A 25,092-nucleotide genomic window follows, 5' to 3' on the forward strand; every position below is an offset into this window, starting at 1 on the left:
TGGAATGCGAGATCCGATTTTGGCCGCGCAATATGCCAATTGAATGACTTATGACGCAGGAAATCGAATGAGAAGACCTGTGGGCGCGATTTACGTTCGACCATCGCCCCTTTGTGCCCGCAAACGCATGGCAGGCGGATGCATGAAGGCTTGTAATTGCCTGCCAACAGTGCGAGCAGACGCTGAAGGCCAGAGAAACGGCAGGCAGGCTATGATCATTTCATTCGACATCGGCGGTTCCGCCATCAAAGGCGGCATCGCCCGCTCCGAGACCGACATCGTTCCCCTCGGTCGCCGTCCGACGCCGAAGGACGATTTTGCCGCTTTCGTCGAGACCCTGCGCGACATCATCGCCGAAACGGGCGAACGGCCGAGCCGCATTGCGCTGTCGATCGCTGGCGTCGTCGATCCCGATACACAGCGGCTGACCTGCGCCAACATATCCTGCATCCACGGCCGCACGCTCGCAGCCGACCTCGAAGCCGAACTTGCTCTGCCTGTTCTGATCGCCAATGATGCTGACTGTTTCGCGATGGCTGAAGCCGGTCTCGGCGCCGGCCGCGGCCACCGTATCGTCTTCGGCGCCATCCTCGGCACCGGCGTCGGCGGTGGCCTGGTCGCCGACGGGCGTCTCGTCAACGAGGCAGGCGGTTTCGCCGGCGAATGGGGCCATGGCCCGATCCTCGCCTCCGCAGCCGGCAATCCGCCCACCGCCATTCCCGTCTATGCCTGCGGCTGCGGCCAAAGAGGCTGTGTCGATACGGTCGGCGGCGCCCGCGGACTGGAGCGGCTGCATAAGACGCTACACGATCTCGAACTCTCGAGCGAAGAGATCATCGGTCAGTGGCGACAGGGGGAGGAGAAGGCGACACGCACCATCGACGTCTATATCGATCTCGTCGCCTCGCCGCTCGCCCTGACGATCAACATCACCGGCGCCACAATCGTTCCGGTCGGCGGCGGACTTTCCAATGCCGAGCCCTTGCTTGCCGAGCTAGACAAGGCGGTGCGCGCCCGGATCCTGCGCAGGTTCGACCGCCCGCTGGTGGTACCGAGCGAGTGCCGCATCGAACCCGGTCTGATCGGCGCGGCGCTCTTGGGGCTGAAGGCGGAAGCGACCACGGCTTAAAGCACCGGCCACATCCGCACGATCGCTGCGAACCTGTCCCAGTCTTTGCGTTCCAAGGGCGTCCACGCGGCTTCGGCGACGGCCGGAAGGCGCGGGAAGACCAGCCGGTTGAAATAGGCGCGAGAGAGGAAGTTTTCAGTCCAGATGCAGGCTTGGACGCCAAGCATCTTCTCCCGCAGCGCATCCGGCAACTCACCCTCGGCCTCGTAAGCATAGGTATGTTCCGGCGGCGCATGGCCCGCCCAGCTCGCGCCGGGCTCGGACCAGGCTTCCGCCTGGGCCATGTCGAGATAATAGGCTTGACCCGGCGTCATCACCACATCGTAGCCTTGCTGCGCCAGCTCGATGCCGACAGCGGGCTTTTCCCAGGCCATCAGCAAAGTGCCGTCGCGATCGACGCCGCCACCATGTGAGACTTCATTCCACCCGGCGAGCTTCTTGCCGCGCTCCGACAGCATTGTCTTGATCCGCTTTAAGAAATAGGATTGCAGCTCGGCCGTGCCGGCAATTTTCTCCCGTTCCAGCAGCGCCGTGCAAAGCGGCGAGGAAAGCCAGGCGCCGCTTGCGACCTCGTCCCCGCCGATATGAAAATATTCACCGGGAAACAACGTGACCATCTCGTCGAACACCTTGCGGAGAAATTCATAGGTGAATTCGACCGCCGGGTTGAGGGCATTGTTGGGATAACCCTGCACGGCGCGATAGCTATCCGGCGCCTCCTGGCCGTCGACGAGGCCGGTCAGTGACAACAGCGTCGCGGTGCTATGCCCGGGAATATCGATTTCCGGCACCACTTCGATATGAAGCGACGCAGCATGCGCGACGATCCGCCTGACGTCCTCCTGCGCGTAATGGCCGGAGCGCGTTTCCGCCCCGTCGCCGAGCTGCGGCACGAGCGCCTCGTCCGGCCCACGCCGCGCGCCGGTCTCCGTAAGCTGGGGATAGGTCTTGATCTCCAGCCGCCAGGCTTCATCGTCAGTGAGGTGCCAATGAAAGATGTTAAGCTTGTTCCAGGCAAGAATATCGAGCAGCCGTAGGACGTCTGCAACCGAATAGAACTGCCTGGCCACATCGAGATGGCAGCCGCGCCAGTTATAACGAGGCTGATCGGCGATCGTGCCGAAACTGGGAAATCGGAAGTGCTCTCGATCGGTACGGGCGCCGTGCATGAGTTGCGCCAGGCTGATCAGCCCATAGTGCAGGCCCGCCGCATCGGCGCTGGAGAGCACGATCTCATGCGCGGTAAACCGTAATTCATAGGCGACCGCAGCGATCGACGATTCGGTGACGAAACGAATAGCGCGCCCGCCCTCTGCGGTGCAGAGCGAGAACGGCACGTTTTCAGCCGGATAGAGCCGCTGGTGGAGCGAAAGAACCAGGGACAACGTCTTGACCGCCTCCGGCCGTGTCCTCTCGGCCGGATAAAGGACGACAGGCAGCTCTCCCGCCTTCAGCCCGAGCGCCAGCGGCCAGGGCAGCAGCGAATAAGGCTCCTCTGCTCGGCCCGGCGGCAAAAGCGGCGGCGCAGCCCCGCCATTCCGGCCTTCGAGAAGCAGATCGCCGAAGCCGACAGGAAGATGGCGCCCGTCGCCCAGTGTCAGATAGGCCGATTTGACCCCTGACGTCACATGTTTTGGCTCACGGGTCAGCCCCTCGACGGTGAACTGCCAGTGCCCGCCCGGCGGCACGCTCAGCCCCTCGGGTGGCCGGACTTCATGGAAATGTGCGACCTGTCGCTTCAGGCTGCCGCCGTCGCAGACATGTTTATCAGCAACCCGCGTCTCCGACGTGTAGGCGAGCAAGAAGCCGGAAAGAGGCTCGGAGGAAAGGTTGAAGAGCGTGAAGCTCAAGCGCCCGAAACCGCCTTCGATCGGACGCCAGCTCGTTTCCAGACGATAATCAGCCATGCTCGCGCCCTTTCCCGTCGATGAGCGGCCGGCTCCGCGGCACTCTCCCGGCATGCTTCCACGAGCTTAGCTTTTTCGAGACGGCAAGGGAATCGGCGCGAGCTCAGGCGAAGCAGCCTCGAAAGGAAAACGGCGCGGCTTTCGCCGCGCCGCCTTCACTCGGCTGCCAACGCCGGCGGATGTCTGTCACCCGCCTCTTCCTGGATGGCGTCGGCATCTCGGCCTGGCTCGTTCTTTGCGTTCGGCTCACGGCCGAAGAAAAGGGCGTAACCGGCGGGTAGAACCAGAATGGTGAGCACTGTCGCGACCAGGATGCCACCCATCATCGCGTAGGCAAGCGGACCCCAGAAGACGCCGCGAGAGATCGGGATCAGCGCCAGCACAGCGGTCAGCGCCGTCAGCATGATCGGCCGGAAACGCCGCACCGCAGCACCGACGATCGCCTCCTGCCGGTGCATGCCGGCCTTGATGTCCTGGTCGATCTGGTCGACCAGGATGATCGAGTTGCGCATGATGATGCCGAGCAGCGCGATGACGCCGAGGATCGCCACGAAACCGAAAGGCGCGCCGCTGATCAGTAAGGCTGCCGCAGCCCCGATGATGCCGAGCGGACCGGTGGCAAGCACCAGCATCGCCTTGCCGAAATGCTGCAGCTGCACCATCAGCAGCACGATGATGACGGCAAGCATGATCGGCGCCTTGGCGGCGATCGACATCTGGCTTTCCGCCGCATCTTCGGCGCCGCCCTGGATCTCGACCTTGTAGCCGGCAGGCAGGCTGTCGCGCAGATCCTTCATGTCGGCATACATCTTCATCACCACGTCGTTCGCCTGCACGCCGTCTGGCAGCGTCGCACGCACGGTGATCGTCGGCAAACGGTCGCGCCGCCATTCGACGCCCTGCTCCATGACGGGCACGACCTTGGCGACCTGCGAGACCGGCACGAAGCCGCCGAAATCCGTCGGTACATAGACGGAATTGACGGCCGACAGCAGCGAACGGCTGACATCCGGTTCGCGGGCGACGATCGAGACCGTCTCCTCGCCGTCACGGAAATCGTCGAGCGGCGCCCCGGACATGGCGGTCTGCAGCATCTGGCGCACACGCTGCGAGGTGACGCCGAGCGCCCGAGCGCGGTCCTGGTCGATCACCAGCTTCATCGCCGGCACCTGTTCCAGCCAGTCGTCATGAATGGCGCCGAGCATAGGGTTGGCTTCAAAGCGCGCCTTCACCTGATCAGCGATCGCTCGCACTTCCTGGCGGTCGGGCCCCATGACGCGCATCTGGACCGGCCAGCCTGTGGGCGGGCCGAGGAACAGGCGGTCAACCTTGCCGCGGATCGAGGGGAAATCCTCCGCAAGGATTGTACGCAGCTTTACGATCAGCCGTTCGCGCGCCGGTTCGTCATTCGCCATGACCAGAAGCTGGGCAAAGTTCGGATTGCGCAACTGCTGGTCGAGCGGCAGGAAGAAGCGCGGCGCGCCTTCACCGATATAGGTGGCGATAAACCGCTTGTCGGGATCGTCCATCATCCGGGCTTCGAGCGCCTTTGCCTGCACCTCGACTTCTCGAATGCTGGTGCCCTCGGGCAGCCACAGGTCGACCAGGATTTCCGGCCGCGAGGATTGCGGGAAGAAATTCTGCGGAATGAACTGGAAGGCCCAGAGGCTGGTGACGAAGGTCCCGAGCGTCAGGAGCAGGACGATGACCCGATGGCGAACCGCCCAGCCGACAGTACCGCGCAGCCGGCGGTAAAAGCGGGTGTCGAAGGCATCGTGATGCTCGCCGGCGTGATGGCGCTGTTTGAGGATCATGTAGCCGAGCCAGGGCGTGAAATAGACCGCAACGAACCATGAAGTCACCAGCGCGATGCCGACGACATAAAACAGTGAGCGCACATATTCGCCGGCTGTCGATGCGGCGAAACCAACCGGGATGAAGCCGGCCGTGGTGATCAGCGTACCCGTCAGCATCGGGAAGGCAGTCGAGGAATAGGCGAAGCTTGCCGCTTCGACCTTGACGAGCCCCTCCTCCAGCTTCCGCTCCATCATTTCGACGACGATCATTGCATCGTCTACGAGCAGGCCGAGCGCGATGATCAGCGCGCCGAGCGAGATGCGCTGCAGGTCGATGCCGAGTTCGTACATCAGTGCGAAGGTGAAGGCGAGCACCAGCGGAATGGCGATGGCGATGACGAGGCCGGACCGCCAGCCGATCGACAGGAACGAGACAACAAGCACGATGACCAGGGCTTCGCCAAGCGCATGCATGAACTCGCTGATCGCGTCCGTCACCACGTCGGGCTGGTTGGCGATCTGGTCGACCGCAACGCCGTAAGGCAGCGCCTCCTCGAAGCGATGATAGGTCGTTTCCACATCCTTGCCGACATCGGTGACGTTAAAGCCCTTGGCCATGACGACGCCGACCTGAACGCTTTCGTGTCCGTTGAACCGATACTTGCGCTGGTAGGGATCTTCGAGCCCGGAGCTGACCGTGGCGATATCGCCGAGGCGCGTCACCTGACCGCCGGCGCGCAGGCGCAGCTCACGTATATCGGCAGCCTTCTTCACATCGCCTTCGACCGAAATACGCACAGAACGAAGGCCGGTATCGACCGAACCCGCCGGATCGACATTGTTCTGGCCCCTGATGGCGTTCTGCACATCGAGGATCGTCAGGCCGCGCTCGGCGAGCGCCTTGGACGAGACGTCGATATAGATCTTTTCCGGCTGATCGCCGATGATGACTGCTTTCTCGACGCCCGGCGTTGTCAACAGCATGTCGCGCGCCTGGATCGCGAATTTCTTCAATTCCGGATAGGAATAACCCTCGCCGCTGATCGAATGCAGCGTGATGAAGGTATCGCCGAACTCATCGTTGAAATAGGGGCCGAGCAGGCCCTGCGGCAGCTCGTTCGCGATATCGCCGACCTTCTTGCGCACCTGATAGAAGGCATCCGCCACTTCCTGCGAATTCGTATCGCCCTTGACCTGCAGGGTGATGATCGCGCTGCCCGCTCGCGTATAGGATTTGACCCAGTCGAGATGTGGCGTTTCCTGCAGCTTGCGCTCGATCTTGTTGACGACCTGATCTTCCATTTCCTGGATGGAGGCACCCGGCCAGAGCGCCTGAACGACCATGACGCGGAAGGTGAATTCGGGATCCTCGCGCTGGCCCATGCGCATCAGGCCGAGCACGCCGGTGATGATGATGAGCCCGAAGAGGAAGCGCGCAATGCTCGGATGTCGGATTGCCCAGCGCGACAGATTGAAGGGCCGCTTTTCGGTGGCGGTTGCGTCCATGGTCTTGTTCCTTTTACGACGCGATCAGCGCACGGTCTGATCCGTATCAACCAGGGCTGATTGCTGATCCGGCACCTTCACCTTCAGGTTCTCGCTCATGAATTGGGTGCCGGCGGCAACGATGAGATCGCCGCTATCGAGGCCCTCGGTCACATGCACGCCATCGCCGGTGAAATCGGCGACCTTGATGGCCCGGCCATGCACCGTCGCCGTGTCGCGGTCGACGGTCCAGACCATCTGCTTGCCATCCTTCTCAGCCAACGCGCTGAGCGGAATCGAGACATAGCTGCTGCCGTTGTTTACATCGGCCTCGATCGTCGCGGTCATGCCGAGCAATACGCGCGGATCGCTCGGCAGGCTCACCCGAACCGCAAATGTGCGCGACTGCTGGTCGGCGCTGCCGGAAACCTCCCGCACCTTGCCGTCGAGTACCAGCCCGTCATCCGCCCAGAAACTGGCCTTGACCGCCTTGCCGGGCTTGAATTCGGCAATGTCGTTTTCCGGAACCGCGATCTGAACTTCCTTCTCGCCATCGACGGCAACCGTGACGACGGGGCTTCCGGAGCCGACGACCTGGCCGATGTCGGCATTGATCAACGTGACAATGCCACTCTGCCCGGCCTTGAGCTCGGTATAGCTCACCTGGTTCTTCGCCTGGTCCAACGCCGAGAGCGCCGCATCGCGCTGCGAGACCGCTTGGTCATGGCTGAGCGCGGCCTGCTCGAGCTGCGACTTCGGAGCGACGCTCTTGTCGAACAGTTGCTCGGCGCGCTTGTTGGCGAGATCGGCGGTTTCGACGCCCCTTTCCGCAGCGGCGAGATTGGCCTCCGCCGTCTTGACAGCGAGCTGGTAATCCGTGGCATCGACCCGGGCGAGAACGTCGCCCGGCATCACCCGGTCGCCGATATCGACGAGCCGCTCGGTGATCTTGCCCGCCACGCGGAATCCGAGATTCATCTCCGTGCGCGCCTTGACCGAGCCTGAATAATCAAGCTTGCGGGTATCGTCGGCCCTGGCGATCTCGACGACCTTCACCGGCCGGATAACTTCCTTGACCTCAGCGTTTTCTTCCGAGCAGGCGCAAAGGCCGATGGCGCCGACGAGCACGAGGCTCGCGACGGACGGCATGCGATTACTGACGGTCTTCAGCGAAAACATCTTCCGCACTCCTAGATCGTTTCGGGATTTCCGGCGGCCTTTGCCGTCGCTTATTTCTTGAGCGCCCTGATCACGTAATCGATCAGTTCGTCGACGCTTGCGCGGTTGGTTTTAGCAAGACATTGGGCCACCATCTGCGGATGGACGAGATTGATCGTCGCCGCGCCGAAGCAGCGTGAAGCAACGACCGGATCCTGCTCGGCGAATTCCCCGGCTGCGATGCCCTCGGCGATGATCTCGGCGATGAGATCATGGACGCGATCGATATGTTTCTCGATCACATGCCAGTCGCGCTCGATCGCGACGATGATCATCTCGTGCACCTTCATCTCATCGAGCATCAGATCCAGCGTCAGTTGATGCTGGGTTTCGACATAGCGGCGCAACCGCTCGCTGGCGCTGATCGGCTGATGGCGGATGTCGTAGGCGATTTGATAGGCGGTAGCGAGCATGCGCCCGCAAAGCGCCTGATGGATTTCCACCTTCGAAGCGAAGAAACGATAGATATTGGCTGGCGACATGCCGAGATCACGGGCAATGTCGGCCACCGTCGTTTTGCTGTAGCCGTAGTGACGGAACAGCCGCTCGGCCGCGTCCAGAATGCGCGTGACATTCTCCTGCCGCGTAACGTCGATGGTAGTTTCCGCAATGTCGTTCATGAGTTTCGAGGCCTCGAGTTACGACTGACGATTTTCGAATTTCGTCATTCGTAAAATGTCAGACATCATTTGTCAATGCTAGCCGTTAGGCGCAAGCGGCCGAGCGTGATGATTTTGAAGGATGTGACAATGAGCGCGGGCCACGATTGAAAAGTGCCGCGACGCCGAAGCGTGCGGCACCTCGTTGGCGACAGCAGAAAAAATCAGGCGAGCTTAACGTCGAGCGTGATCGGAACGGCGGCGAGCGCTTTGGAAATCGGGCAGCCGGCCTTCGCCTTGTTGGCGAGCTCAGTGAAGGTTGCCTCATCCGCACCCGGGATGCGGCCTGAAAGCGAAAGATGGATGGCGGTGACGGCAAAGCCCCCTTCGACGCTTTCGAGCGTCACCTTGGCGGAGGTTTCCATATGCTCGGCGGTGAAACCGGCTTCGCCGAGGATGAGCGACAGCGCCATGGTGAAGCAGCCGGCATGGGCCGCGCCGATCAGCTCTTCCGGATTGGTGCCAGGGATGCCTTCGAAACGGCTGGCAAAGCCATAGGGATAGTCTGTCAGCGCGCCGCTCTGAGTTGTGATCAGGCCTTTGCCGTCCTTGAGGCCACCGGTCCAATGAGCCGAAGCCGTACGATTGATCTGCATGCCATCCTCCTGTTTTCGGTTGAGCTTTCAGGCAGCGGCGATGGCCGCTCCAAGCCTGTGGGAGATCCAGGTTCGCCTTCCCGACAGGCAATATAACGCTCTATCGGCAGAAGACGACAGGCTTGTAAAAATCCAGTAGGCAGTGCCGCTCAGACGGCATGCTGCAGGACGCTGAGGCCGCCGTCGATCGTCAGGCAGGTTGCGTTCATGAAAGGGCATTCGTCGGAAATCATGAACACCGCCGCCATGGCGATCTCCTCCGGCGATGCGATCCGCCCGCCGGGATGGAGCCTCATCGTTTCGGCCTTGGCCGCTTCGGGATCGGGGAAGCTATTCCAGTAGTCTATCACTTTCTGGGTCGAGACATAGCCCGGCGCCAGAGCATTAACCCGGATATTTCGGGCCGCGTACTCCAGGCCCAGGGATTTCGTCATGCCGAGCAGCGCATGTTTCGCCAGCGGGTAAGGAAAGGTATGCGGGATGATCGTGAAGGCGTGGGTGGAAGCGATATTGAGGATGACGCCGCCGCCGCGCTCGATCAGGCCGGGCAGCACAGCCTTGCAGCAGTTCCAAGCGCCCTTGAGATTGATATCGAAGCAGCGGCTCCACTCCTCGTCCGTCGTCGCAAGCGGTTCGGCAAAGATGTTGACCCCGGCATTGTTGACAAGCGCGTTCAGCGGACCGATCTCCTCATTCGCCTCGGCAACCGCCCGCGTGATCGTTCCGGCATCGGTTATATCGGCCGGCAGATAACCGACCCGGCCGCCGGTGCTTGCCAGCTCTGCGGCGGCCCGCGCCAGCAGCGCCGCATTGCGGTCAACGAGATAGACGGCTGCATGCTCGCTTATGAACGCCTTCGCGATCGCAAGGCCGATACCCTGCGCAGCGCCCGTTATCAGTATGTTCTTGCCCTGCAGGCGGTTGCTCATGATCTTCCCTCCGGTTGAACCGGCAGCGCCGACAGATCGATCGTCACTTTGGCGGAAAGACCCTCACCTGGCGCAAGCGGTTTTAGACCTCCGAACTCAGGCAGGTGATGGCCGTTCGGCAAATGGCTCATCGGTTCGAGGCAGAAAAAATCCGTGCGGTCGAGCTGCATGTATAGCATGAATCGGCAAAGCGCGGCATCGGCTTCCACTGCCGCCTGAATTCCAAGTTCCGGCCAGGCGATGGCTGCCCGCCCATTCCACCCCTCGAAGGCATTATTCATCCAGAGCCGCGGCAGCGGCTTGCCGGACCTGAAGTCGAAATCATCAGGGACCGGGCCAGGTTCACCGGGGAGATGGTCGTGCCGCTCGTTCCAGAAGCGGCCGGCGGCAATCGTCAATCGTGTTTCCGGCGTCCTTACGAAGAAGGGATGCTGACCCAGGCCGAAGGGCAGAGCCGCCTCACCGCGGTTCCTCACAGAAAGCGCCAGCACCAGCCGATTGCCGGCGAGACGGATCTCCTGCCGGGCCAGATAGGTATAGGGCGAGATTGCATCGGCATCACGCGAAAAGCGGAGCTGCACATGCTCAGGGCCTAATTCCTCCGGCTGCCAAAGGCTGATCCAGCCATCGCCGTGCAGATAGAGGGGATCGTGACAATTTCGCTGGAAGGCATAGTCGCGTCCGCCGAAGGACATGGCATTACCTTCCACGCGGTTGCCAAAAGGCACCATGGGAAAACTCGCGACGATTCCGTTTGGGCCGCCGACCGGAACGAGAAAGGGCTTGCCCCGATAGGTTGCGGCGGTGAGGGCGGCGCCCCGGCGGCTGACCCTGACTGACAGATCGCCGTTGCTCAGCTCGATTTCATCTCCACCATGTCCGTTGCTCATCCACGCCGCCCTGCCGCCGAAGACCTCAGATTGTCGAGCAGCACAGCGATCAACAGGATCAACCCGCGCACGACATACTGATAGAAAGCTTGGATATTCAGCAAATTCATAACGTTTTCGGCGATTCCCATGATCAGAACGCCGACAATGACGCCGCTCATCGCCGCCCGGCCTCCGGAAAGCGAAACGCCGCCGAGGACGCAGGCCGAAATCACCGAGAGTTCGAGTCCCGTCGCTGCATTCGGCTGGCCGGAGGTGATGCGCGAGGCAAGCAGGATCCCGGCGATGCCGCAGACGAGGCCCTGCAGCGCAAAGATCCAGATGCGCATGTTGACGACATTGACGCCGGCGAGCCGCGAGGCTTCCGGATTGCCGCCGATCGCCAGCGTGTTCTTGCCGAAGACGGTGCGGTTGAGCACGAAGCCGAAGAAGATGAAAAGGATGAGCATGATCCAGATCGGCGTGGGCACGGTGAGGAAGCGCGACAGAGCAAGCTGGTAGAAGGCCGGATCGTTGATGCCGACGGCGCGGCCATCCGAGGCGATCAGCGCCAGTCCGCGCACGATCTGCATGGTCGCAAGGGTGGTGATCAGCGCGTTGATGCGGAAGCGGGCGATGACGATGCCATTGACGAAGCCAACGATCGCGCCGCACAGCAGAGCGGCCACCAACCCGACCGGAATGGAGCCTGTGGCGTTCGAGACCATCACTGCGGCCATGCCGGAGAAGGCCACGATCGATCCGACCGAAAGATCGAAATCGCGGGAGGCAAGGCAGAACATCATCGTGCAGGCGACGATGCCGATCGTGACGACAGACTGCAGAAGCCCCAGCATGTTCCGCTCGGTCAGGAAGTTCGGAACAAAGAGCGAGACGATCACGAAGGCGGCAGCGAAGATCACCACCAGTCCCTGTTCGCCGAGAAGGATTTTTTTCAACGAGTTCATCGTCCTGTTCCTGATCCTAGATGGTGCCGGCAGCGTTCTTGTCGGGAAGAGCCGCCGTCAGAATGCCGCGCTCGTCGAAATCCGGGCGGGCGACGTCGGTCGCCACCCTGCCCTGGCACATCACCATGATGCGGTCGGATATGCCCATCACTTCGGGCAGTTCGCTCGAGATCACTACGATCGCCATGCCTCCGGCCGCCAGCTCATAAAGAATTTCGTAGATCTCCGACTTCGCTCCGACGTCGATTCCACGCGTCGGCTCATCGATCACAAGAACCTTGATGCCTTGTTCTGAAAGCCAGCGGCCCAGGATGACCTTCTGCTGGTTGCCGCCTGAAAGATTGATGATGTCCTGCTTGCGTGAGGGCGTCCGCACTCGCAGCCGGGAAATGAATTCATCCGCCAGCGCCGCCTCCTTTTTTGGGTTCAGAATACCAAAGGGCGAGAAATGGCGGCGCGACGAGATGGCTATATTCTCTTCGATCGACCGTCCCTGGACGATGCCATCGGACTTGCGGTCCTCCGGGCAGAGCACCATGCCGGCATCGATCGCCGCTTTCGGATCATTCGGCGAAACGGCGGCGCCATCGATCGTCACCTGGCCCTGATGCCTTTGATCGGCGCCGTAGAGCAGCCGCGCCATCTCACTGCGGCCGGCGCCGATCAGGCCGAAGAAGCCGAGGATCTCGCCCTGGCGGACAGCAAAGCTGATAGGATTGCGCAGCCTTGGTCCGGACAGGTCCTTGACCTCGAGCCTGATGTCGCCGAGAGGGCGTCCGCGCCACCCCCAGATATCGCTGATCTCGCGGCCGACCATCTCCGAGATGATCTGTTCACGTGTCGTCCCGGCAATCTGAGGGTGATGGGCGGCAAGCCTGCCGTCGCGCAGCACGGTCAGACTGTCGCAAAGCCTAAATATCTCGTCGAGACGGTGCGAGACATAGAGAATGACCGTTCCCCTCGCCTTCAGCCTGTCGATAAGCGAAAACAGGATTTCGCTTTCACGCGAGGAAAGAGAGGAGGTCGGCTCATCAAGCGCGATGACCCGCGCTTCGAGCATGACGGCCTTGGCGATCTCGACCATCTGCCGGGCGCCGATTGAAAGCGAGGCGACCTTGGCGGACGGATCGACATCGATGCCGATCTCCTCGAGCTTCGTCCGCACCGTCTCGATCAGGGTTTTGCTAAGGATTACTCCGCCCTTGGCGGGAAAGCGGCCAAGCCAGAGGTTTTCGGCGACGGTCAGCTCAGGAACGAGCTGCAGCTCCTGATGAATGACGATGACTCCGGCATGGAAGGCGTCACGAACCGAGGCATATTTCTGTTCTTCGCCGGCGATGAGAATGCTGCCGGCGTCGGCGGCCTGATCGCCCGACAGCACGCGGATCAGTGTCGATTTACCAGCGCCGTTCTCACCCATCAGGCCGTGCACGGCGCCCTTTTCGACCGTGAACGAGACGCCCGACAGCGCCTGCACGCCGGGATAGCCCTTGGAGATATGTTTGAATTCGAGGAAAGCCATCATCACTCCGCCGAAGGTTCCAGCGGCACGCGTAGGCGGCCGCCGGAAATGCATCATCTTGGCGATTGATCACTCGATGCCAAGTTCCTTGCGGACCTGCTCATAATTGCCGCGCAGCGCCAGGGAACCCGAAGTCAGCGTCAGCTTTTCAGGCTCTTTGCCGTTGGCGATCCAGTCATACATGTTCAGCGCCGTTTCATAACCGTGACGCTTCGGTGAGATGATGACCGTGCCGAAGAAGCCCGTGGCGGATGGCTTCTTGAATTCGTTGATCGCAGATTCCGCGCCGCCGATACCGACTCCGATGACGTTGGCTGCAGGAATGCCGACCGACTCCGAAGCGCGGACGGCGCCGAGGACCGCTTCGTCGTTAAGGCCGAAGGCGACCCAGTATTTCACGTCGGCGTGCTTGTTGAGTACGGTGGTCGCCGCGTTGAGCGCTGCCTCCGTATCCGTCTTCGCCTGCGGCGCATCATAGATGTTCTCGGCCGGAAAACCGGCGGACTTCAGGACCGAGATCGCACCCTCGACGCGGTCGACGGCGGTCGGCAGCTGATCGTAGGAGACCCGGATCGCGCCGACATTCTTCATGTTCCAGCCGCGCTTCTCGATTTCGTCGACGATCGCCTGACCAACGGTCTCGCCGATCTTCGTGGCCGAGATACCCATATGCGGCACATCTTCCAGCGGCTTGCCGTCGGCACTGACGAGACGGTCGTCAACCGTCATCAGCTTCAGCTGGTTGGCTTCGGCCTTGGCGACGATGCCCGGCCCGAGCTTGACGTCGGGGGTGCAGATGATGAAGCCCTGCGCACCCTGTGCGCCGAGATTGTCGATCGCCGACTGGACCTTCTCGCCGTCCTCCGCGCCGATCTTGACGACGGTGAAGCCTCTTTCCTTGGCGGCCTGATCGGCGAACTTCCATTCGTCCTGGAACCAGGGCTCTTCCGGCTGCTTCACGATGAAACCGATCTTGACGTCCGCGGAAAATGCCGAGCCGGCTGCCAGAACGGCGAAAGTGCCAGCCAGAATAGCTGCTTTGAGCAAGCGCATGTCTCTCTCCCTAAACTCTGAAATCGAGCAACTGCCTCCCCGGCAGCATGCAATGAATTATGTTAAATCATCATACCAGTCAATTGCCAATGTATGATGATTGGAATAATAGTGTAGTCAGCGAGCCGGATGGACCCGTCGCAAAGCGGACCGAATTCGGATAATCAGGTTCGGTTGCTGCCCGGGAGAGAGTGCGGAGAGGCGAAGTTGGAATCGACTGAGGAACAGGGCCGAACGGAAAGCTCCAGCAGCGAACGCCGACCGCGCGTACGCCGCAACGTCACGGCAGCGATCGCTCAGGACATCTGCGCGGACCGCTATCCCTCGGGCTCGCCGTTGCCGCGCGAGAACGACCTCTGCGAACTGTACGGCGTCAGCCGCACTGTGATCCGCGAATCGTTGAAAGTCCTGGAATCCAAGGGGCTCGTCCGCGGCAAGCCGCGGGTCGGGACAACCGTGTGCGATCGGGATGAATGGAACATCCTGGACGCCGAGGTGCTCAACTGGATGGGACCTTACATCAGGGACTTCGACCTGCTCGGCTGCATCCTCGAAGCGCGCCGCACCATTGAGCCGGCGGCCGCCGAATATGCCGCCGAACGTGCCAGCGCCCAGGAAATCGCCGATCTCGACAAGGCCTGGCGCCAGATGCGCGACAGCTCAGGCGAACCGGAAAGCTTCACCGACGCCGACGTCATGTTCCATACGGTGCTGCTCATCGCCAGCCACAACCAAGTGTTCCGCCGTCTGTCGAGCGCCATCCACGCCGCTCTGACATATGCGCTGCATGCCTCCAACATCGCGGTCGAAAACCGGGAGGATGCGGTGCTCGTTCACGGCGAGCTGGTCGAGGCCCTGCGCATGCGCGACAAGGCCGGCGCCAGGGAATGCGCCAATCGCATGCTCGACCTTGCAGTGCGCGACCTTGCCGCCGCCGAGAAGGCGATCGGCAGATCGAAATGATCGATCACGAGAAGCCGCGGACGCGCTGTCCTGTCGCAAATCCGAGAAGAGATTAGGACCCACGATGAAGATCACCAAACTCACCACCTATATCGTTCCGCCGCGCTGGCTGTTTCTGAAGGTCGAGACCGACGAGGGGATCGTCGGCTGGGGCGAGCCGGTCGTCGAAGGCCGCGCGCTGACCGTCGAGGCCGCCGTCCACGAACTGGAAGACTACTTGATCGGCAGGGATCCTTTCCTGATCGAGGACCACTGGACGGTGATGTATCGCGGCGGCTTCTATCGCGGCGGCGCTGCCCACATGAGCGCGATTTCAGGCATCGACCAGGCGCTGTGGGATATCAAGGGCAAGGCTCTCGGCCAGCCGATCCATTCCCTGCTCGGTGGCAAGCTGCGCGACCGCATCAAGGTCTATTCCTGGATCGGCGGCGATCGTCCGTCTGATGTCGCCAACAATGCCAAAGACGTAATCGCCCGCGGCTTCAAGGCGATCAAGCTCAATGGCTGCGAGGAGATGCAGATCGTCGATACCAACGAGAAGGTGGAGAGGGCGGTCGAGACCATCGCCATCATACGCGAGGCGATCGGCCCGCATATCGGCATCGGTGTCGATTTCCACGGCCGCGTCCATAAGCCGATGGCCAAGGTTCTCGCCAAGGAGCTCGAGCCCTACAAGCTGATGTTCATAGAGGAACCGGTCCTTTCGGAAAATAAGGAAGCGCTGCGCGATATCGTCAACCATACCTCGACGCCGATTGCGCTCGGCGAACGGCTCTATTCGCGATGGGACTTCAAACAGGTGCTTTCGGACGGCTATGTCGACATCATTCAGCCGGATCTTTCCCACGCCGGCGGCATCACCGAATGCCGCAAGATTGCGGCCATGGCCGAAGCCTATGATGTGGCGCTGGCACCGCATTGCCCGCTTGGCCCGATTGCGCTCGCTGCCTGCCTTCAAGTCGATGCCGTCAGCTACAATGCCTTCATCCAGGAGCAGAGCCTCGGCATCCATTACAATACCGGCAACGACATCCTCGATTACATCTCCAACAAGGAGGTGTTCCAATATGCCGATGGTTTCGTCTCTATCCCGCAGGGGCCAGGTCTCGGCATCGAGGTCGACGAGGCCTACGTCATCGAACGCGCCAAGGAAGGCCATCGCTGGCGCAATCCGATCTGGCGTCACGCTGACGGCAGTTTTGCCGAGTGGTGAGAGAATGGAGGGTCGCGCAAGCGGCCCTTTCATTCGTGGTGTAGGAGATCAGCCATCTCGTGCGTCATAGTGGAAGCCCAACAGGAGGTTTCCATGGCCAGAGCAATCGCAATCATCGTCGCCCGCATCATCTTCAGTTTCATCTTCTTCATGGCCGCCGGCTTCAAATTCGCTGATATCGGCGCCACGGCGAACTACATTGCCGCCGCCGGTTTTCCAATGTCGACCTTCCTCACCTGGGTCGCAGCCCTTTTCGAGGTCGCTTTGGCCCTTGCCTTCATATCAGGCGCCTTTTTCACCGAGGCGAGTCTGCTGGCAGGTATCTACGTGATCTTCCTTGCCTTCGCCTTCCACGGACCGTCCCATTGGCAACAGAACCAGGCCGAATTCGGCTTCTTCGTCGATCACTTCACCTTCCTCGCCGGTCTGCTCTTCGCCGCCGTCCACGGGCCGGAGAAATGGGCATTGCGGCGAGCGCTCCTTAAATAGTCAGTCGACCCGCTGCTTGTGGAACCAACTGTCGCGCCAATCATTGCCTTTCGGCAGAAGGTCAAGGAGACCACCCATGGAGCTTGAGGGAAAGATCGCATTGGTGACGGGTGCCGGTTCCGGGATCGGCAAAGCGGCCGCGTTAAGGCTCGCCGCCGAGGGAGCAAGGGTCGCAGTCCTGAGCCGCACCGCCGACGAGGTTGAAAGGACCTGCGCCGAGATCACCGCCGCTGGCGGTCAGTCGATCGCCTTGACGGCCGATACGAGCGACGAAGCGCAAATGCGAACCGCGGTGAAGAAGCTCACGGACAGCTTCGGCGGCCTCGACATCGTCGTCGCCAATGCCGGGATCAACGGCGTCTGGGCTCCGATCGACGATCTGAAGCCGGACGAATGGGACAAGACCATCGCCGTCAATCTGCGCGGCACCTATCTGACCCTGCATCTGACGGTTCCGCATCTGAAGCACCGCGGCGGTTCGATCGTCGTCGTCTCCTCGATTAATGGCACCCGCACCTTCACGACGCCGGGCGCCACCGCCTACACCACAACCAAGGCTGGCCAGGTCGCCATGGTGCAGCAGCTTGCCCTTGAACTCGGCCGCCATGGCATCCGCGTCAATGCCGTCTGCCCCGGCGAGATCGAGACCAATATCAGCGCCAATACCGACAGCCGCCGCCGCGAGGAAACAGAGGTACCGGTCATCTGGCCGGAAGGCGATATCCCTATTGCCGGCGGAAAGGCGGGCAAAAGCGAGGATGTTGCCGAAACCATCCTCTTCCTTGCCTCCGATCGTGCCCGGCACATCACCGGCACACCGATCTGGATCGACGGCGGCCAGGGCCTGTTGCGGTAATCCTCGAACGTTCGCGGAAAGTCAGCTGTTCAGCCGCGCGCTGTCAAGCGTATAGAGTTCCTGGGCACGCTGTACCCCGCGCAAAGCATAACGTCCGACGCATGCCAGCGCGGCGCGCTCTTCCGCCGGTATCGCCGCGGCGAAATCGGAGGAGATCAGCAGGTTGAGGTCGACCGAACGACACATGGAGGCGATTCGGCTGACCTCGTTGACGGCGGGGCCGATGACCGTGAAGTCCAGCCGATCCTGGCTGCCGATATTGCCGTAGAACACATCGCCGATATGCAGGCCGATATAAACATCCGTCGTCGGCCTGCCATCAGCCGCGCGCGCCGCATTCAGCGTGACGAGCTTTTCCCGCAGCAGCGATTCGGCCCTGAGCGCCGCACGGCAGGTCTCGGCCGGCACTTCGCCCTTGAAGATGGCGAGCACACCGTCGCCGATCAGCTTCAGCACATTGCCCCCCGCCTCATGGATCGCCGAGATGGCTACCTCGCTGTAATCGTTCAGCAGCGGGATAATTTCCTCCGGCGGCACGCGGTCGGAAATCTTGGTGTAGTTCAAAAGATCGGAAAACCACAGCGCGGCCGAGATCCGCTCCGACTTGCCACGGCTGATCTTGCCTTCCATCACCTGGCGCGCCGCATCCTCGCCGAGATAGACTTCCGCGATGGTGCGGGCGATGCGCCCGAGCGCGATGCACTTGATCGCCAGGCCGAGCACCGGCACGAGCTTGCGCAGAATGGCGAGATCGTGATCGGAAAAACCTTCGGGATGTTTGGTTGCGAAATGCGAGAAGAAGCAATCCATTTCGCCGATCGTGCCGGCTTCGCTGAAACGATGCATCATCGCCACGAAATCCGTGTGGCCGGCCTCGGCGATCTTGTCGAGCATTGTGAAATCGGCTGGATCGCCGAAGCCCAGCCGTCGGCGTACTTCCCGCTCGTTGCCCGACCAAAGATGGTAAAAGGCCGATCGCTGCCAGCTCGACGCCGCTTCGCCCGAGCTCGTCGGACCATATTCGAATTCGGTTTCGATTTCCTCGACGCTGTCCCAGCGGAAGGCCCGGCCCTCATGCACGGGGTGCAGCGTATCCATCAGCGCCATGCCGCGGTCGAGCGGCAGCCCGGCATCCCGACAGGCCGCGCAGAAACCGGTCATGAGCTCGGCTTCCGAAACACCTTTCAGTCCCTGCTCCGTAACCCAGGCCGCAATCGTGCCGACGTCGCCGTAATCCATGCCGCTCACCTTCGCTCCAAGCTAAGCTGTAGCTCGAACTCGGCATGGAGGGAAAGGAAATCGGCTCAACCGCCCGCAGGCATATTGTAAGGCGTGACGATTTCGACGGAAGAAAGCGAGACCGGAACGGCCCGCCCGGGCGCAGTCACGCGGCTCATGATTGCCCTGAAGGCCGAACGCGCATCGGTTCTGAGATCGTGATGTAGCACGAAGCCGATCCGGCGCGCCGCAAGCAGCGCTCTGTTGTCGGCATCGAGGTCATGGGCGACGAAGACGCGGATGGCGCGGTTGGCCGCATCGAAGGCCGCCAGCACCGCGCGATTGCCGCCGCCGATCGAATAGACGGCGTTGACGGTAGGATCGGCTGCAAGCGCTGCCGCCGCAAGCGTTTCCGTCGCGGCATCGGTGCCGTGTCCCTCGCTGATTTCGGTGATGCCGATGCTGGGATAATGGGAGCGGATGAGGCGGCGAAAACCGATTTCCCGCTCTTCCTCGCCGCGGAACCGTCCGCTCGACAGTGTCACCAGCACCTGACCGCCGTCGGTTCCGAGGAACTCGCCGATCAGATAGGCTGCCGTCTCCCCCGCCGTCCGGTTGTCGGCGCCGGCATAGGCTATGCGCGCTGAATTCGGCAGATCCGTCACCAGCGTCACGACGGGAATGCCGGCCGCATCCGCCCGTGCGACGGCAGCCATCACCTCGGCGACGTTGGGCGCCTTCAGGACGATGCCGTGCGTGCCGCGCAGCCGAATGCGATCCAGAAGCTGTACCAGCTCGGCCGGTCTCATCACCTCGGCGAAATGAAAACGGCAGCGGAAGACACCGGGCAGGAAGGCCGCCATCTCTGCCTCGAAGGCGGCACGCACTGTATCGCTGAACCGCTGTGGCGTCTCCATGACGATATCGATCGCTAGCGTGCGCCCGCTGCCCATTGCACCGGCCTGCTGCTTCTCCAGCTCCGCAATCGCCGCCCTCACCCGCATTTCCGTCTGCCGGCGCACACCGGGCCTGCCGTTCAGCACCCGGTCGACGGTGGCGGTGCTCAGCCCCGCCTGGAAGGCGATGTCCTTGACGAGAAAGGGATGCGCCATGGCTCCGTCTGATGGTTTTTTGATGGATTGCTGATCTATATCACCTCGCGGCCTGGCGTATAGTGCCTCCACTGGAAACAGGGAGGAGCCGCGATGAAAACCGATAACCTGCAGAAACTGCATGCCGACCGCGTCTGGCTCAGCGAAGACGCCTGCGATCTCGAGGATTTTCGCCGGTTTGCGGAAAAGCCGACCGTCCTTGCCGAATACCCCACAGCTTCGGCGGTGGAAAAAAACATCCTGATCTATGACAGCCGCAAGGTGACGGCAGCGGCCGCTACGCCGGAAGGCCGGCGCGCCGTGTTGGCCGAGATCTGCGAGGCCTTTGGCGAAGGCCCGGGCGTCGTCGTTTTCAAGCATGCCTACCACGATGGCGGCATCGTCGACCGCGCCAGCACGATCTTCGACGCCATCATCGAGGAGCAGCACCGCACCTCGACTGGCGGCGGCGATCACTTCGCCAAGCCCGGCGCCAACGATCGCATCTGGAATTCGCTGGAAAAACACTGCCTCGCCGATCCGGAAAATTTCGCCGAATATTACGGCAACGCCATTATCGCGCTCGCAAGCGAAGCCTGGCTCGGTCCGAGCTATCAGATGACGGCTCAGGTCAACCGCGTCAATCCGGGCGGTGCGGCGCAGTCGGCCCATCGCGACTACCATCTCGGCTTCCAGTCCTCTGCAGTCATCGAGCAATTTCCGGCGCATGTGCACCGTCTCTCCCCTGTTCTGACGCTGCAGGGTGCGGTTGCTCATTGCGACATGCCGCTGGAAAGCGGTCCGACACTCTTCCTGCCCCACAGCCAGACCTATGTGCCGGGTTATCTGGCGCTGAAGCGCCATGAGTTCCGGGATTATTTCGAGGCCAACCATGTCCAGCTGCCGCTCGAAAAGGGCGACGTGGTCTTTTTCAATCCCGCTCTCTTCCACGCCGCCGGAACCAACCGTTCGGCCGACATCAAGCGTGTCGCCAACCTCCTGCAAATCTCGTCCGCCTTCGGACGGGCCATGGAGACCGTCAATCGGGAGAGAATGAGCGCGAGACTCTTTCCCGCCCTGAAGGCGTTGCAAGATAGGCTCTCGCCCGACGAAATCGCCAACGCCGTCGCCGCCTGCGCCGAAGGTTATTCCTTCCCCACCAATCTCGACCGCGATCCGCCACTCGGAGGTCTGGCACCGAAAACGCAGGCGCAGCTGATGCACGAGGCGCTCAGGGAAGGCTGGAGCGACGAGACCTTCAAGGCAGCGCTTGCCGAGCAGGCGCAGAAGAAATTGAGCTGACTTCGAATTCTCGAGCCCCCTCGTCCGAGCCTTCCGGACCCCCGCGGAAGGCCGTTCGCACATCATCATGAAGGAGGACCACATGAGCACGGATCACGGCCACCTCGACGGCAAGATCGCCATCGTCACCGGTGGCACGCAGGGCTTGGGCGCAACCATTGCCCATCTATTCGCCGAACGCGGCGCGGCAGGCATTGTCATCTGCGGCCGCAATGAAGCCAAAGGCAATGCGAAGGCGGCGGAGATTTCGGCCGCGACCGGCGCCAGGGTCGTCTATGTCAAGGCCGACCTCGGCACGGTCGACGACGCCAGGAATGTCGTACTGGCCTGCGACGAGGCCTTCGGTCGCGTCGACGCACTGGTCAATGCCGCCGCCATCACCGATCGCGGCACCATTCTCGACACCAGCCCCGAGCTCTTCGACGCCATGTTCGCCGTCAATGTGCGCGCACCGTTTTTCCTGATGCAGGAAACGGTGAAGGTCATGCGCCGCGAAAAGATCGAGGGAACGATCGTCAACATCGGCTCGATGTCGGCCAAGGCGGGCCAACCCTTCATCGCCGCCTATTGTGCCTCCAAGGGTGCGCTCGAAACGCTGACGAAGAACACCGCCTATGCGCTGCTGCGCAACCGTATCCGCGTGAACGGCCTGAATATCGGCTGGATGGCTTCCGAAGGCGAGGACCGCATTCAGCGCGAATATCACGATGCACCCGCCGACTGGCTGGAGAAGGCGGCGGCTAGCCAGCCTTTCGGCCGGCTCGTCGACCCGCATGAGGTAGCGCGCGCCTGCGCCTACCTGTCATCGGCCGAATCAGGCCTGATGACCGGCTCGGTCATCTGCTTCGACCAGTCGATCTGGGGCGCTTACGACGGCTCGCCGCATCCGGTCGCCGCCCTCTGAAAAAACTGGAGCGCGGCATTTCCGATTATCTGGCTCTGGTACCTCCCGAAATTTGCCGCTAGGAAAAGGACGACAGCATTCAGGGAGGAAACTTGGCGTGGCCGACAATCCGCTTTACGACATCCGTGATGAACGTTTCGGCGCTCTGGTAATCGGCAGCGCCGCCCTCGAGGAGCTCTATTCCGGCTGCCGCTGGGCGGAAGGCCCGGTCTGGTTTTCCGATCTGAACTGCCTTCTCTGGAGCGACATCCCAAACGAACGCATGATGCGCTGGACGCCGGACGGAACGGCCTCGGTCTTCCGCTCGCCGTCAAACTATGTGAACGGCAACACCCGCGACAAGCAGGGCCGTCTGATCTCCTGCGAACATGGCGGCCGCCGTGTCACCCGCACCGAAACGGACGGCAGCATCACCGTCCTCGCCGAGAGTTACAAGGGCAAGAGATTGAACTCGCCGAACGACGTCGTCGTCCATTCGGACGGCGGGATCTGGTTTACCGATCCGACCTACGGCATCCTCTCGGACTACGAGGGCCACAAGGCCGAGCCGGAGCAGCCGACCCGCAACGTCTATCGAATCGACCCTGCAAGCGGCGCAGTCGACGCCGTCGTCGAGGATTTCATCCAGCCAAACGGTCTCGCCTTTTCGCCCGATGAGACGAAGCTCTACATTGCCGATTCCGGTTCGGGCAAACATGAAGTGCCATGCCATGTTAGAGTTTTCGACGTCGTCGACGGCAGGAAGCTCGCAAACAGCCGCTATTTCTGCAGCCTCGATGCCGGCCATCCTGACGGCTTCCGCATCGATGTCAGCGGGAATCTCTGGACGAGCGCGGGTGATGGTGTGCACTGCTTCTCACCCGATGGCACGCTGCTCGGCAAGATCAGAGTGCCACAGACGGTGTCCAATCTCACCTTCGGCGGCCCAAAGAAGAACCGGCTCTTCATCACCGCAACCCGTTCGGTCTATTCAATCTATACCAAGACGAACGGCGCGCAATATCCGTAAGGATCGGCGCGCCGCCAAAAAAGCCCGTGTGGCTTTAGGCCTTCACGGTGGCTGGCCTGCCGTGCAGCGGCTCGGCGCGGTGCCAGTTCTCCAGGGTGCGGCCATCCGTATGCTTCTGCCGCGCCCAGCGAATCCCGTTAGAGATCACCTTGTGCACGGTCTTGTCGTGATAGATCGGATAGGTCTCATGGCCGGGGCTGAAGAAGAAGATGCGCCCCCGTCCCCGCTGAAAGGTGCAGCCGCTGCGGAACACTTCGCCGCCGGAATACCAGGAGATGAATACGAGTTCGTCCGGCTGGGGGATGTCGAAGGGTTCGCCGTACATTTCCGAGGCATTGACCTCGAAATAGGGCGGCAGGCCCTCGGCGATCGGATGTGAGGGATTGACCACCCACACACGCTCTAGGTCGCCATCCGGCGTCTCACGCCAGGAGAGGTTGGCGTTGGTGCCCATCAGCCGGCGGAAGAGCTTGGAGTGGTGGCCGGAATGCAGCACCAGCAGGCCCATGCCCTTCAGCACGCGCTGCTGCACCCGATCGATCAGCCCGTCGCTGACCTCCTCATGCGCCATATGGCCCCACCACAGCAGCACGTCAGTGTCATTGAGCACCGAGTCCGGCAGTCCTTCTTCAGGATCGTCGAGCGTGCCGCGGCGGATTTCGAAATCAGGATGGGTGATGCCGGCGGCGATCGCTCCGTCGATGCGATCCGGATAGATATCCTGGACCTCCTTGTGCACCTGCTCGTGGCGTCCTTCGTTCCAGATCGTGACCTTGATTGTCATGCCAGTCCTCAATGTTTTGGCGTCGATGTTTCAAACTTGAGCCGGGCGGATTACCCGACCGGCGGAATCGAACAGATGGCAGGCGGCCCGCTCGGCCGTGAGCGACACGCGGTCGCCCGGACGGATGGTCATATCACCCTCGGCACGCACGACGACCGGCTGCTGCTGTGAACCAACCGTGAGATAGGTTTCGACGCCGAGCCGCTCGACAATGACGACTTCGGTGGAAAAATCGCCCTGCCCTTCCGCCGAAAGCTTCAGATGCTCCGGCCGGATGCCGAGCTTCGCCTCGCCCTGCGGCACGGAGCCATTCCCATCCGGAAGATCGATGGCAAGGCCGAGCGGGCTTTCCAGGCGGACAGTGCCGGCATCCCGGCGTGTCGCCGTCATCGGCAGCACATTCATCTTCGGCGAACCGATGAAGGTCGCCACGAACTCGTTGTTCGGGTGATGATAGAGCTCCATCGGTGCACCCTGCTGGGCGACGACACCCTTGTTCAGCACGACGATACGGTCGGCCATCGTCATCGCCTCCACCTGGTCATGGGTGACATAGACGACGGTCGCCTTCAGCTCGCGGTGCAGGCGCTGCAGCTCAGCGCGCATCTGCACTCTGAGCGCCGAATCGAGGTTCGACAGCGGCTCGTCGAACAGGATCAGCGACGGCTTCTTGATGATGGCGCGGCCGATCGCCACGCGCTGGCGCTGGCCGCCGGAAAGGGCCGCGGGCTTGCGATCGAGGTAGTCGGTCAGTTGCAGGATCTCGGCGACAGCGTCCACCTGCCTGCGGATTTCCGCTTCAGGCACCTTCTTCAAGCTGAGCGAGAAACCGATATTTCCGGCGACCGTCATATGCGGATAGAGCGCATAGGACTGGAACACCATGGCGATGCCGCGCTTATCGGGCGGCACGTCGTTGATGCGCTTGCCGTTAAGGATGAGATCGCCTCCGTCGAGGCCTTCGAGGCCTGCGATCATCCGCAGAAGTGTCGACTTGCCGCATCCGGACGGGCCGACGAAAACGGCGAATTCCCCGTCTTCCACGGTGATGTCGACGCCCTTGATGACCTCGAGCGCGCCGTAGAATTTGCGAACGTTTCTGAGAGTGATCATCCGTTTCTCTTTCTTGATC

General features: G+C 61.8%; 22 protein-coding genes. 8 read left to right on the plus strand and 14 right to left on the minus strand.

From position 1 onward, the window contains the following. The first annotated feature begins 211 nt into the window (after positions 1 to 211). Positions 212 to 1,129 (plus strand): ROK family protein, encoded by a 918-nt coding sequence (locus FFR93_RS23575; RefSeq protein WP_138394975.1) that lies wholly within the window; start codon positions 212 to 214, stop codon positions 1,127 to 1,129. Here the strand turns inward: FFR93_RS23575 and FFR93_RS23580 are convergent. The 10 genes from FFR93_RS23580 to FFR93_RS23625 all read right to left on the minus strand — a co-directional run bounded on the left by FFR93_RS23580 (position 1,126) and on the right by FFR93_RS23625 (position 14,131). Continuing rightward, positions 1,126 to 3,036 (minus strand): family 20 glycosylhydrolase, encoded by a 1,911-nt coding sequence (locus FFR93_RS23580; RefSeq protein ID WP_138394976.1) that lies wholly within the window; start codon positions 3,034 to 3,036, stop codon positions 1,126 to 1,128. The genes FFR93_RS23575 and FFR93_RS23580 overlap by 4 nt on opposite strands. 155 nt (positions 3,037 to 3,191) lie before the next feature. Beyond that, positions 3,192 to 6,338: an efflux RND transporter permease subunit gene (locus FFR93_RS23585; protein ID WP_138394977.1), complete on the minus strand. Its 3,147-nt coding sequence runs from the start codon at positions 6,336 to 6,338 to the stop codon at positions 3,192 to 3,194. Between the two features lie 24 nt (positions 6,339 to 6,362). Then, the gene (locus FFR93_RS23590) at positions 6,363 to 7,496 is read right to left on the minus strand and encodes an efflux RND transporter periplasmic adaptor subunit (RefSeq protein ID WP_138394978.1); all 1,134 of its coding nucleotides are present in this window, start codon (positions 7,494 to 7,496) and stop codon (positions 6,363 to 6,365) included. A gap of 50 nt (positions 7,497 to 7,546) precedes the next feature. After that, positions 7,547 to 8,155: a TetR family transcriptional regulator gene (locus FFR93_RS23595; RefSeq protein WP_064708613.1), complete on the minus strand. Its 609-nt coding sequence runs from the start codon at positions 8,153 to 8,155 to the stop codon at positions 7,547 to 7,549. Between the two features lie 203 nt (positions 8,156 to 8,358). Next, positions 8,359 to 8,790 carry an OsmC family protein gene (locus tag FFR93_RS23600; RefSeq protein ID WP_064708612.1) on the minus strand — a complete coding sequence of 144 codons (432 nt, stop codon included), beginning with the start codon at positions 8,788 to 8,790 and terminating at the stop codon, positions 8,359 to 8,361. Positions 8,791 to 8,939: 149 nt separating this feature from the next. Continuing rightward, positions 8,940 to 9,719: an SDR family oxidoreductase gene (locus FFR93_RS23605; RefSeq protein WP_064708611.1), complete on the minus strand. Its 780-nt coding sequence runs from the start codon at positions 9,717 to 9,719 to the stop codon at positions 8,940 to 8,942. Beyond that, positions 9,716 to 10,609: an aldose 1-epimerase gene (locus FFR93_RS23610; protein ID WP_138394979.1), complete on the minus strand. Its 894-nt coding sequence runs from the start codon at positions 10,607 to 10,609 to the stop codon at positions 9,716 to 9,718. Before FFR93_RS23610 ends, FFR93_RS23605 begins: the two co-directional genes overlap by 4 nt. After that, the gene (gene araH, locus FFR93_RS23615) at positions 10,606 to 11,556 is read right to left on the minus strand and encodes an L-arabinose ABC transporter permease AraH (protein ID WP_138394980.1); all 951 of its coding nucleotides are present in this window, start codon (positions 11,554 to 11,556) and stop codon (positions 10,606 to 10,608) included. The genes FFR93_RS23610 and araH overlap by 4 nt, the downstream gene beginning before the upstream one ends. Positions 11,557 to 11,572: 16 nt before the next feature. Further along, positions 11,573 to 13,078 carry an L-arabinose ABC transporter ATP-binding protein AraG gene (gene araG / locus FFR93_RS23620; protein WP_064712273.1) on the minus strand — a complete coding sequence of 502 codons (1,506 nt, stop codon included), beginning with the start codon at positions 13,076 to 13,078 and terminating at the stop codon, positions 11,573 to 11,575. Positions 13,079 to 13,147: 69 nt separating this feature from the next. Further along, positions 13,148 to 14,131, minus strand: coding sequence for an arabinose ABC transporter substrate-binding protein (locus FFR93_RS23625; protein ID WP_138394981.1), 984 nt, complete (start codon positions 14,129 to 14,131; stop codon positions 13,148 to 13,150). A gap of 207 nt (positions 14,132 to 14,338) precedes the next feature. Between FFR93_RS23625 and FFR93_RS23630 the strand changes: the two genes are divergently transcribed. The 4 genes from FFR93_RS23630 (at position 14,339) to FFR93_RS23645 (ending at position 17,652) form a co-directional block, all read left to right on the plus strand. After that, positions 14,339 to 15,094: a FadR/GntR family transcriptional regulator gene (locus FFR93_RS23630; protein ID WP_138394982.1), complete on the plus strand. Its 756-nt coding sequence runs from the start codon at positions 14,339 to 14,341 to the stop codon at positions 15,092 to 15,094. A 64-nt stretch (positions 15,095 to 15,158) separates the two neighbouring features. After that, the gene (gene dgoD, locus FFR93_RS23635) at positions 15,159 to 16,307 is read left to right on the plus strand and encodes a galactonate dehydratase (RefSeq protein WP_138394983.1); all 1,149 of its coding nucleotides are present in this window, start codon (positions 15,159 to 15,161) and stop codon (positions 16,305 to 16,307) included. A gap of 93 nt (positions 16,308 to 16,400) precedes the next feature. Beyond that, complete coding sequence (locus FFR93_RS23640) at positions 16,401 to 16,796, plus strand: DoxX family protein (RefSeq protein ID WP_138394984.1); 396 nt, start codon at positions 16,401 to 16,403, stop codon at positions 16,794 to 16,796. Positions 16,797 to 16,872: 76 nt separating this feature from the next. After that, positions 16,873 to 17,652: an SDR family NAD(P)-dependent oxidoreductase gene (locus FFR93_RS23645; protein WP_138394985.1), complete on the plus strand. Its 780-nt coding sequence runs from the start codon at positions 16,873 to 16,875 to the stop codon at positions 17,650 to 17,652. 21 nt (positions 17,653 to 17,673) lie between these two features. Here FFR93_RS23645 and FFR93_RS23650 read toward each other — a convergent pair whose 3' ends face one another. Both FFR93_RS23650 and FFR93_RS23655 read right to left on the minus strand, forming a co-directional pair. Then, entirely contained in the window at positions 17,674 to 18,891 is a 1,218-nt protein-coding gene (locus FFR93_RS23650) for an adenylate/guanylate cyclase domain-containing protein (protein WP_138394986.1), read from the minus strand. Positions 18,892 to 18,956: 65 nt separating this feature from the next. Continuing rightward, entirely contained in the window at positions 18,957 to 19,982 is a 1,026-nt protein-coding gene (locus FFR93_RS23655; protein WP_138394987.1) for a LacI family DNA-binding transcriptional regulator, read from the minus strand. Positions 19,983 to 20,075: 93 nt separating this feature from the next. Between FFR93_RS23655 and FFR93_RS23660 the strand changes: the two genes are divergently transcribed. From FFR93_RS23660 to FFR93_RS23670, 3 genes are all read left to right on the plus strand, one after another. Further along, positions 20,076 to 21,263, plus strand: a complete 1,188-nt coding sequence (locus FFR93_RS23660) for a phytanoyl-CoA dioxygenase family protein (RefSeq protein WP_138394988.1) — start codon at positions 20,076 to 20,078, stop codon at positions 21,261 to 21,263. A gap of 82 nt (positions 21,264 to 21,345) precedes the next feature. Further along, complete coding sequence (locus tag FFR93_RS23665) at positions 21,346 to 22,167, plus strand: SDR family oxidoreductase (RefSeq protein WP_138394989.1); 822 nt, start codon at positions 21,346 to 21,348, stop codon at positions 22,165 to 22,167. 97 nt (positions 22,168 to 22,264) lie between these two features. Next, on the plus strand, positions 22,265 to 23,176 hold the full coding sequence (locus tag FFR93_RS23670) for an SMP-30/gluconolactonase/LRE family protein (protein WP_138394990.1): 912 nt from the start codon (positions 22,265 to 22,267) through the stop codon (positions 23,174 to 23,176). Between the two features lie 34 nt (positions 23,177 to 23,210). On the opposite strand, the gene FFR93_RS23675 is transcribed toward FFR93_RS23670, so the two are convergent. Continuing rightward, positions 23,211 to 23,960: a ThuA domain-containing protein gene (locus tag FFR93_RS23675; protein ID WP_138394991.1), complete on the minus strand. Its 750-nt coding sequence runs from the start codon at positions 23,958 to 23,960 to the stop codon at positions 23,211 to 23,213. Between the two features lie 30 nt (positions 23,961 to 23,990). Further along, positions 23,991 to 25,073 (minus strand): sn-glycerol-3-phosphate ABC transporter ATP-binding protein UgpC, encoded by a 1,083-nt coding sequence (ugpC, locus tag FFR93_RS23680; RefSeq protein WP_138394992.1) that lies wholly within the window; start codon positions 25,071 to 25,073, stop codon positions 23,991 to 23,993. Between the last annotated feature and the right edge of the window lie 19 nt (positions 25,074 to 25,092).

This window comes from Rhizobium sp. MHM7A, from assembly GCF_005862215.1.
Lineage (GTDB): Bacteria > Pseudomonadota > Alphaproteobacteria > Rhizobiales > Rhizobiaceae > Rhizobium > Rhizobium bangladeshense.

What these genes read in the sequence shown, in the direction of transcription:
- FFR93_RS23590 (WP_138394978.1), bottom strand. Translation starts at nt 7,496, where the DNA reads ATGTTTTCGCTGAAGACCGTCAGTAATCGCATGCCGTCCGTCGCGAGC.
- FFR93_RS23645 (WP_138394985.1), top strand. Translation starts at nt 16,873, where the DNA reads ATGGAGCTTGAGGGAAAGATCGCATTGGTGACGGGTGCCGGTTCCGGG.
- FFR93_RS23625 (WP_138394981.1), bottom strand. Translation starts at nt 14,131, where the DNA reads ATGCGCTTGCTCAAAGCAGCTATTCTGGCTGGCACTTTCGCCGTTCTG.
- araG (WP_064712273.1), bottom strand. Translation starts at nt 13,078, where the DNA reads ATGGCTTTCCTCGAATTCAAACATATCTCCAAGGGCTATCCCGGCGTG.
- ugpC (WP_138394992.1), bottom strand. Translation starts at nt 25,073, where the DNA reads ATGATCACTCTCAGAAACGTTCGCAAATTCTACGGCGCGCTCGAGGTC.
- FFR93_RS23650 (WP_138394986.1), bottom strand. Translation starts at nt 18,891, where the DNA reads ATGGATTACGGCGACGTCGGCACGATTGCGGCCTGGGTTACGGAGCAG.
- FFR93_RS23675 (WP_138394991.1), bottom strand. Translation starts at nt 23,960, where the DNA reads ATGACAATCAAGGTCACGATCTGGAACGAAGGACGCCACGAGCAGGTG.
- dgoD (WP_138394983.1), top strand. Translation starts at nt 15,159, where the DNA reads ATGAAGATCACCAAACTCACCACCTATATCGTTCCGCCGCGCTGGCTG.
- FFR93_RS23655 (WP_138394987.1), bottom strand. Translation starts at nt 19,982, where the DNA reads ATGGCGCATCCCTTTCTCGTCAAGGACATCGCCTTCCAGGCGGGGCTG.
- FFR93_RS23665 (WP_138394989.1), top strand. Translation starts at nt 21,346, where the DNA reads ATGAGCACGGATCACGGCCACCTCGACGGCAAGATCGCCATCGTCACC.
- FFR93_RS23580 (WP_138394976.1), bottom strand. Translation starts at nt 3,036, where the DNA reads ATGGCTGATTATCGTCTGGAAACGAGCTGGCGTCCGATCGAAGGCGGT.
- araH (WP_138394980.1), bottom strand. Translation starts at nt 11,556, where the DNA reads ATGAACTCGTTGAAAAAAATCCTTCTCGGCGAACAGGGACTGGTGGTG.
- FFR93_RS23605 (WP_064708611.1), bottom strand. Translation starts at nt 9,719, where the DNA reads ATGAGCAACCGCCTGCAGGGCAAGAACATACTGATAACGGGCGCTGCG.
- FFR93_RS23660 (WP_138394988.1), top strand. Translation starts at nt 20,076, where the DNA reads ATGAAAACCGATAACCTGCAGAAACTGCATGCCGACCGCGTCTGGCTC.
- FFR93_RS23585 (WP_138394977.1), bottom strand. Translation starts at nt 6,338, where the DNA reads ATGGACGCAACCGCCACCGAAAAGCGGCCCTTCAATCTGTCGCGCTGG.
- FFR93_RS23640 (WP_138394984.1), top strand. Translation starts at nt 16,401, where the DNA reads ATGGCCAGAGCAATCGCAATCATCGTCGCCCGCATCATCTTCAGTTTC.
- FFR93_RS23575 (WP_138394975.1), top strand. Translation starts at nt 212, where the DNA reads ATGATCATTTCATTCGACATCGGCGGTTCCGCCATCAAAGGCGGCATC.
- FFR93_RS23600 (WP_064708612.1), bottom strand. Translation starts at nt 8,790, where the DNA reads ATGCAGATCAATCGTACGGCTTCGGCTCATTGGACCGGTGGCCTCAAG.
- FFR93_RS23610 (WP_138394979.1), bottom strand. Translation starts at nt 10,609, where the DNA reads ATGAGCAACGGACATGGTGGAGATGAAATCGAGCTGAGCAACGGCGAT.
- FFR93_RS23595 (WP_064708613.1), bottom strand. Translation starts at nt 8,155, where the DNA reads ATGAACGACATTGCGGAAACTACCATCGACGTTACGCGGCAGGAGAAT.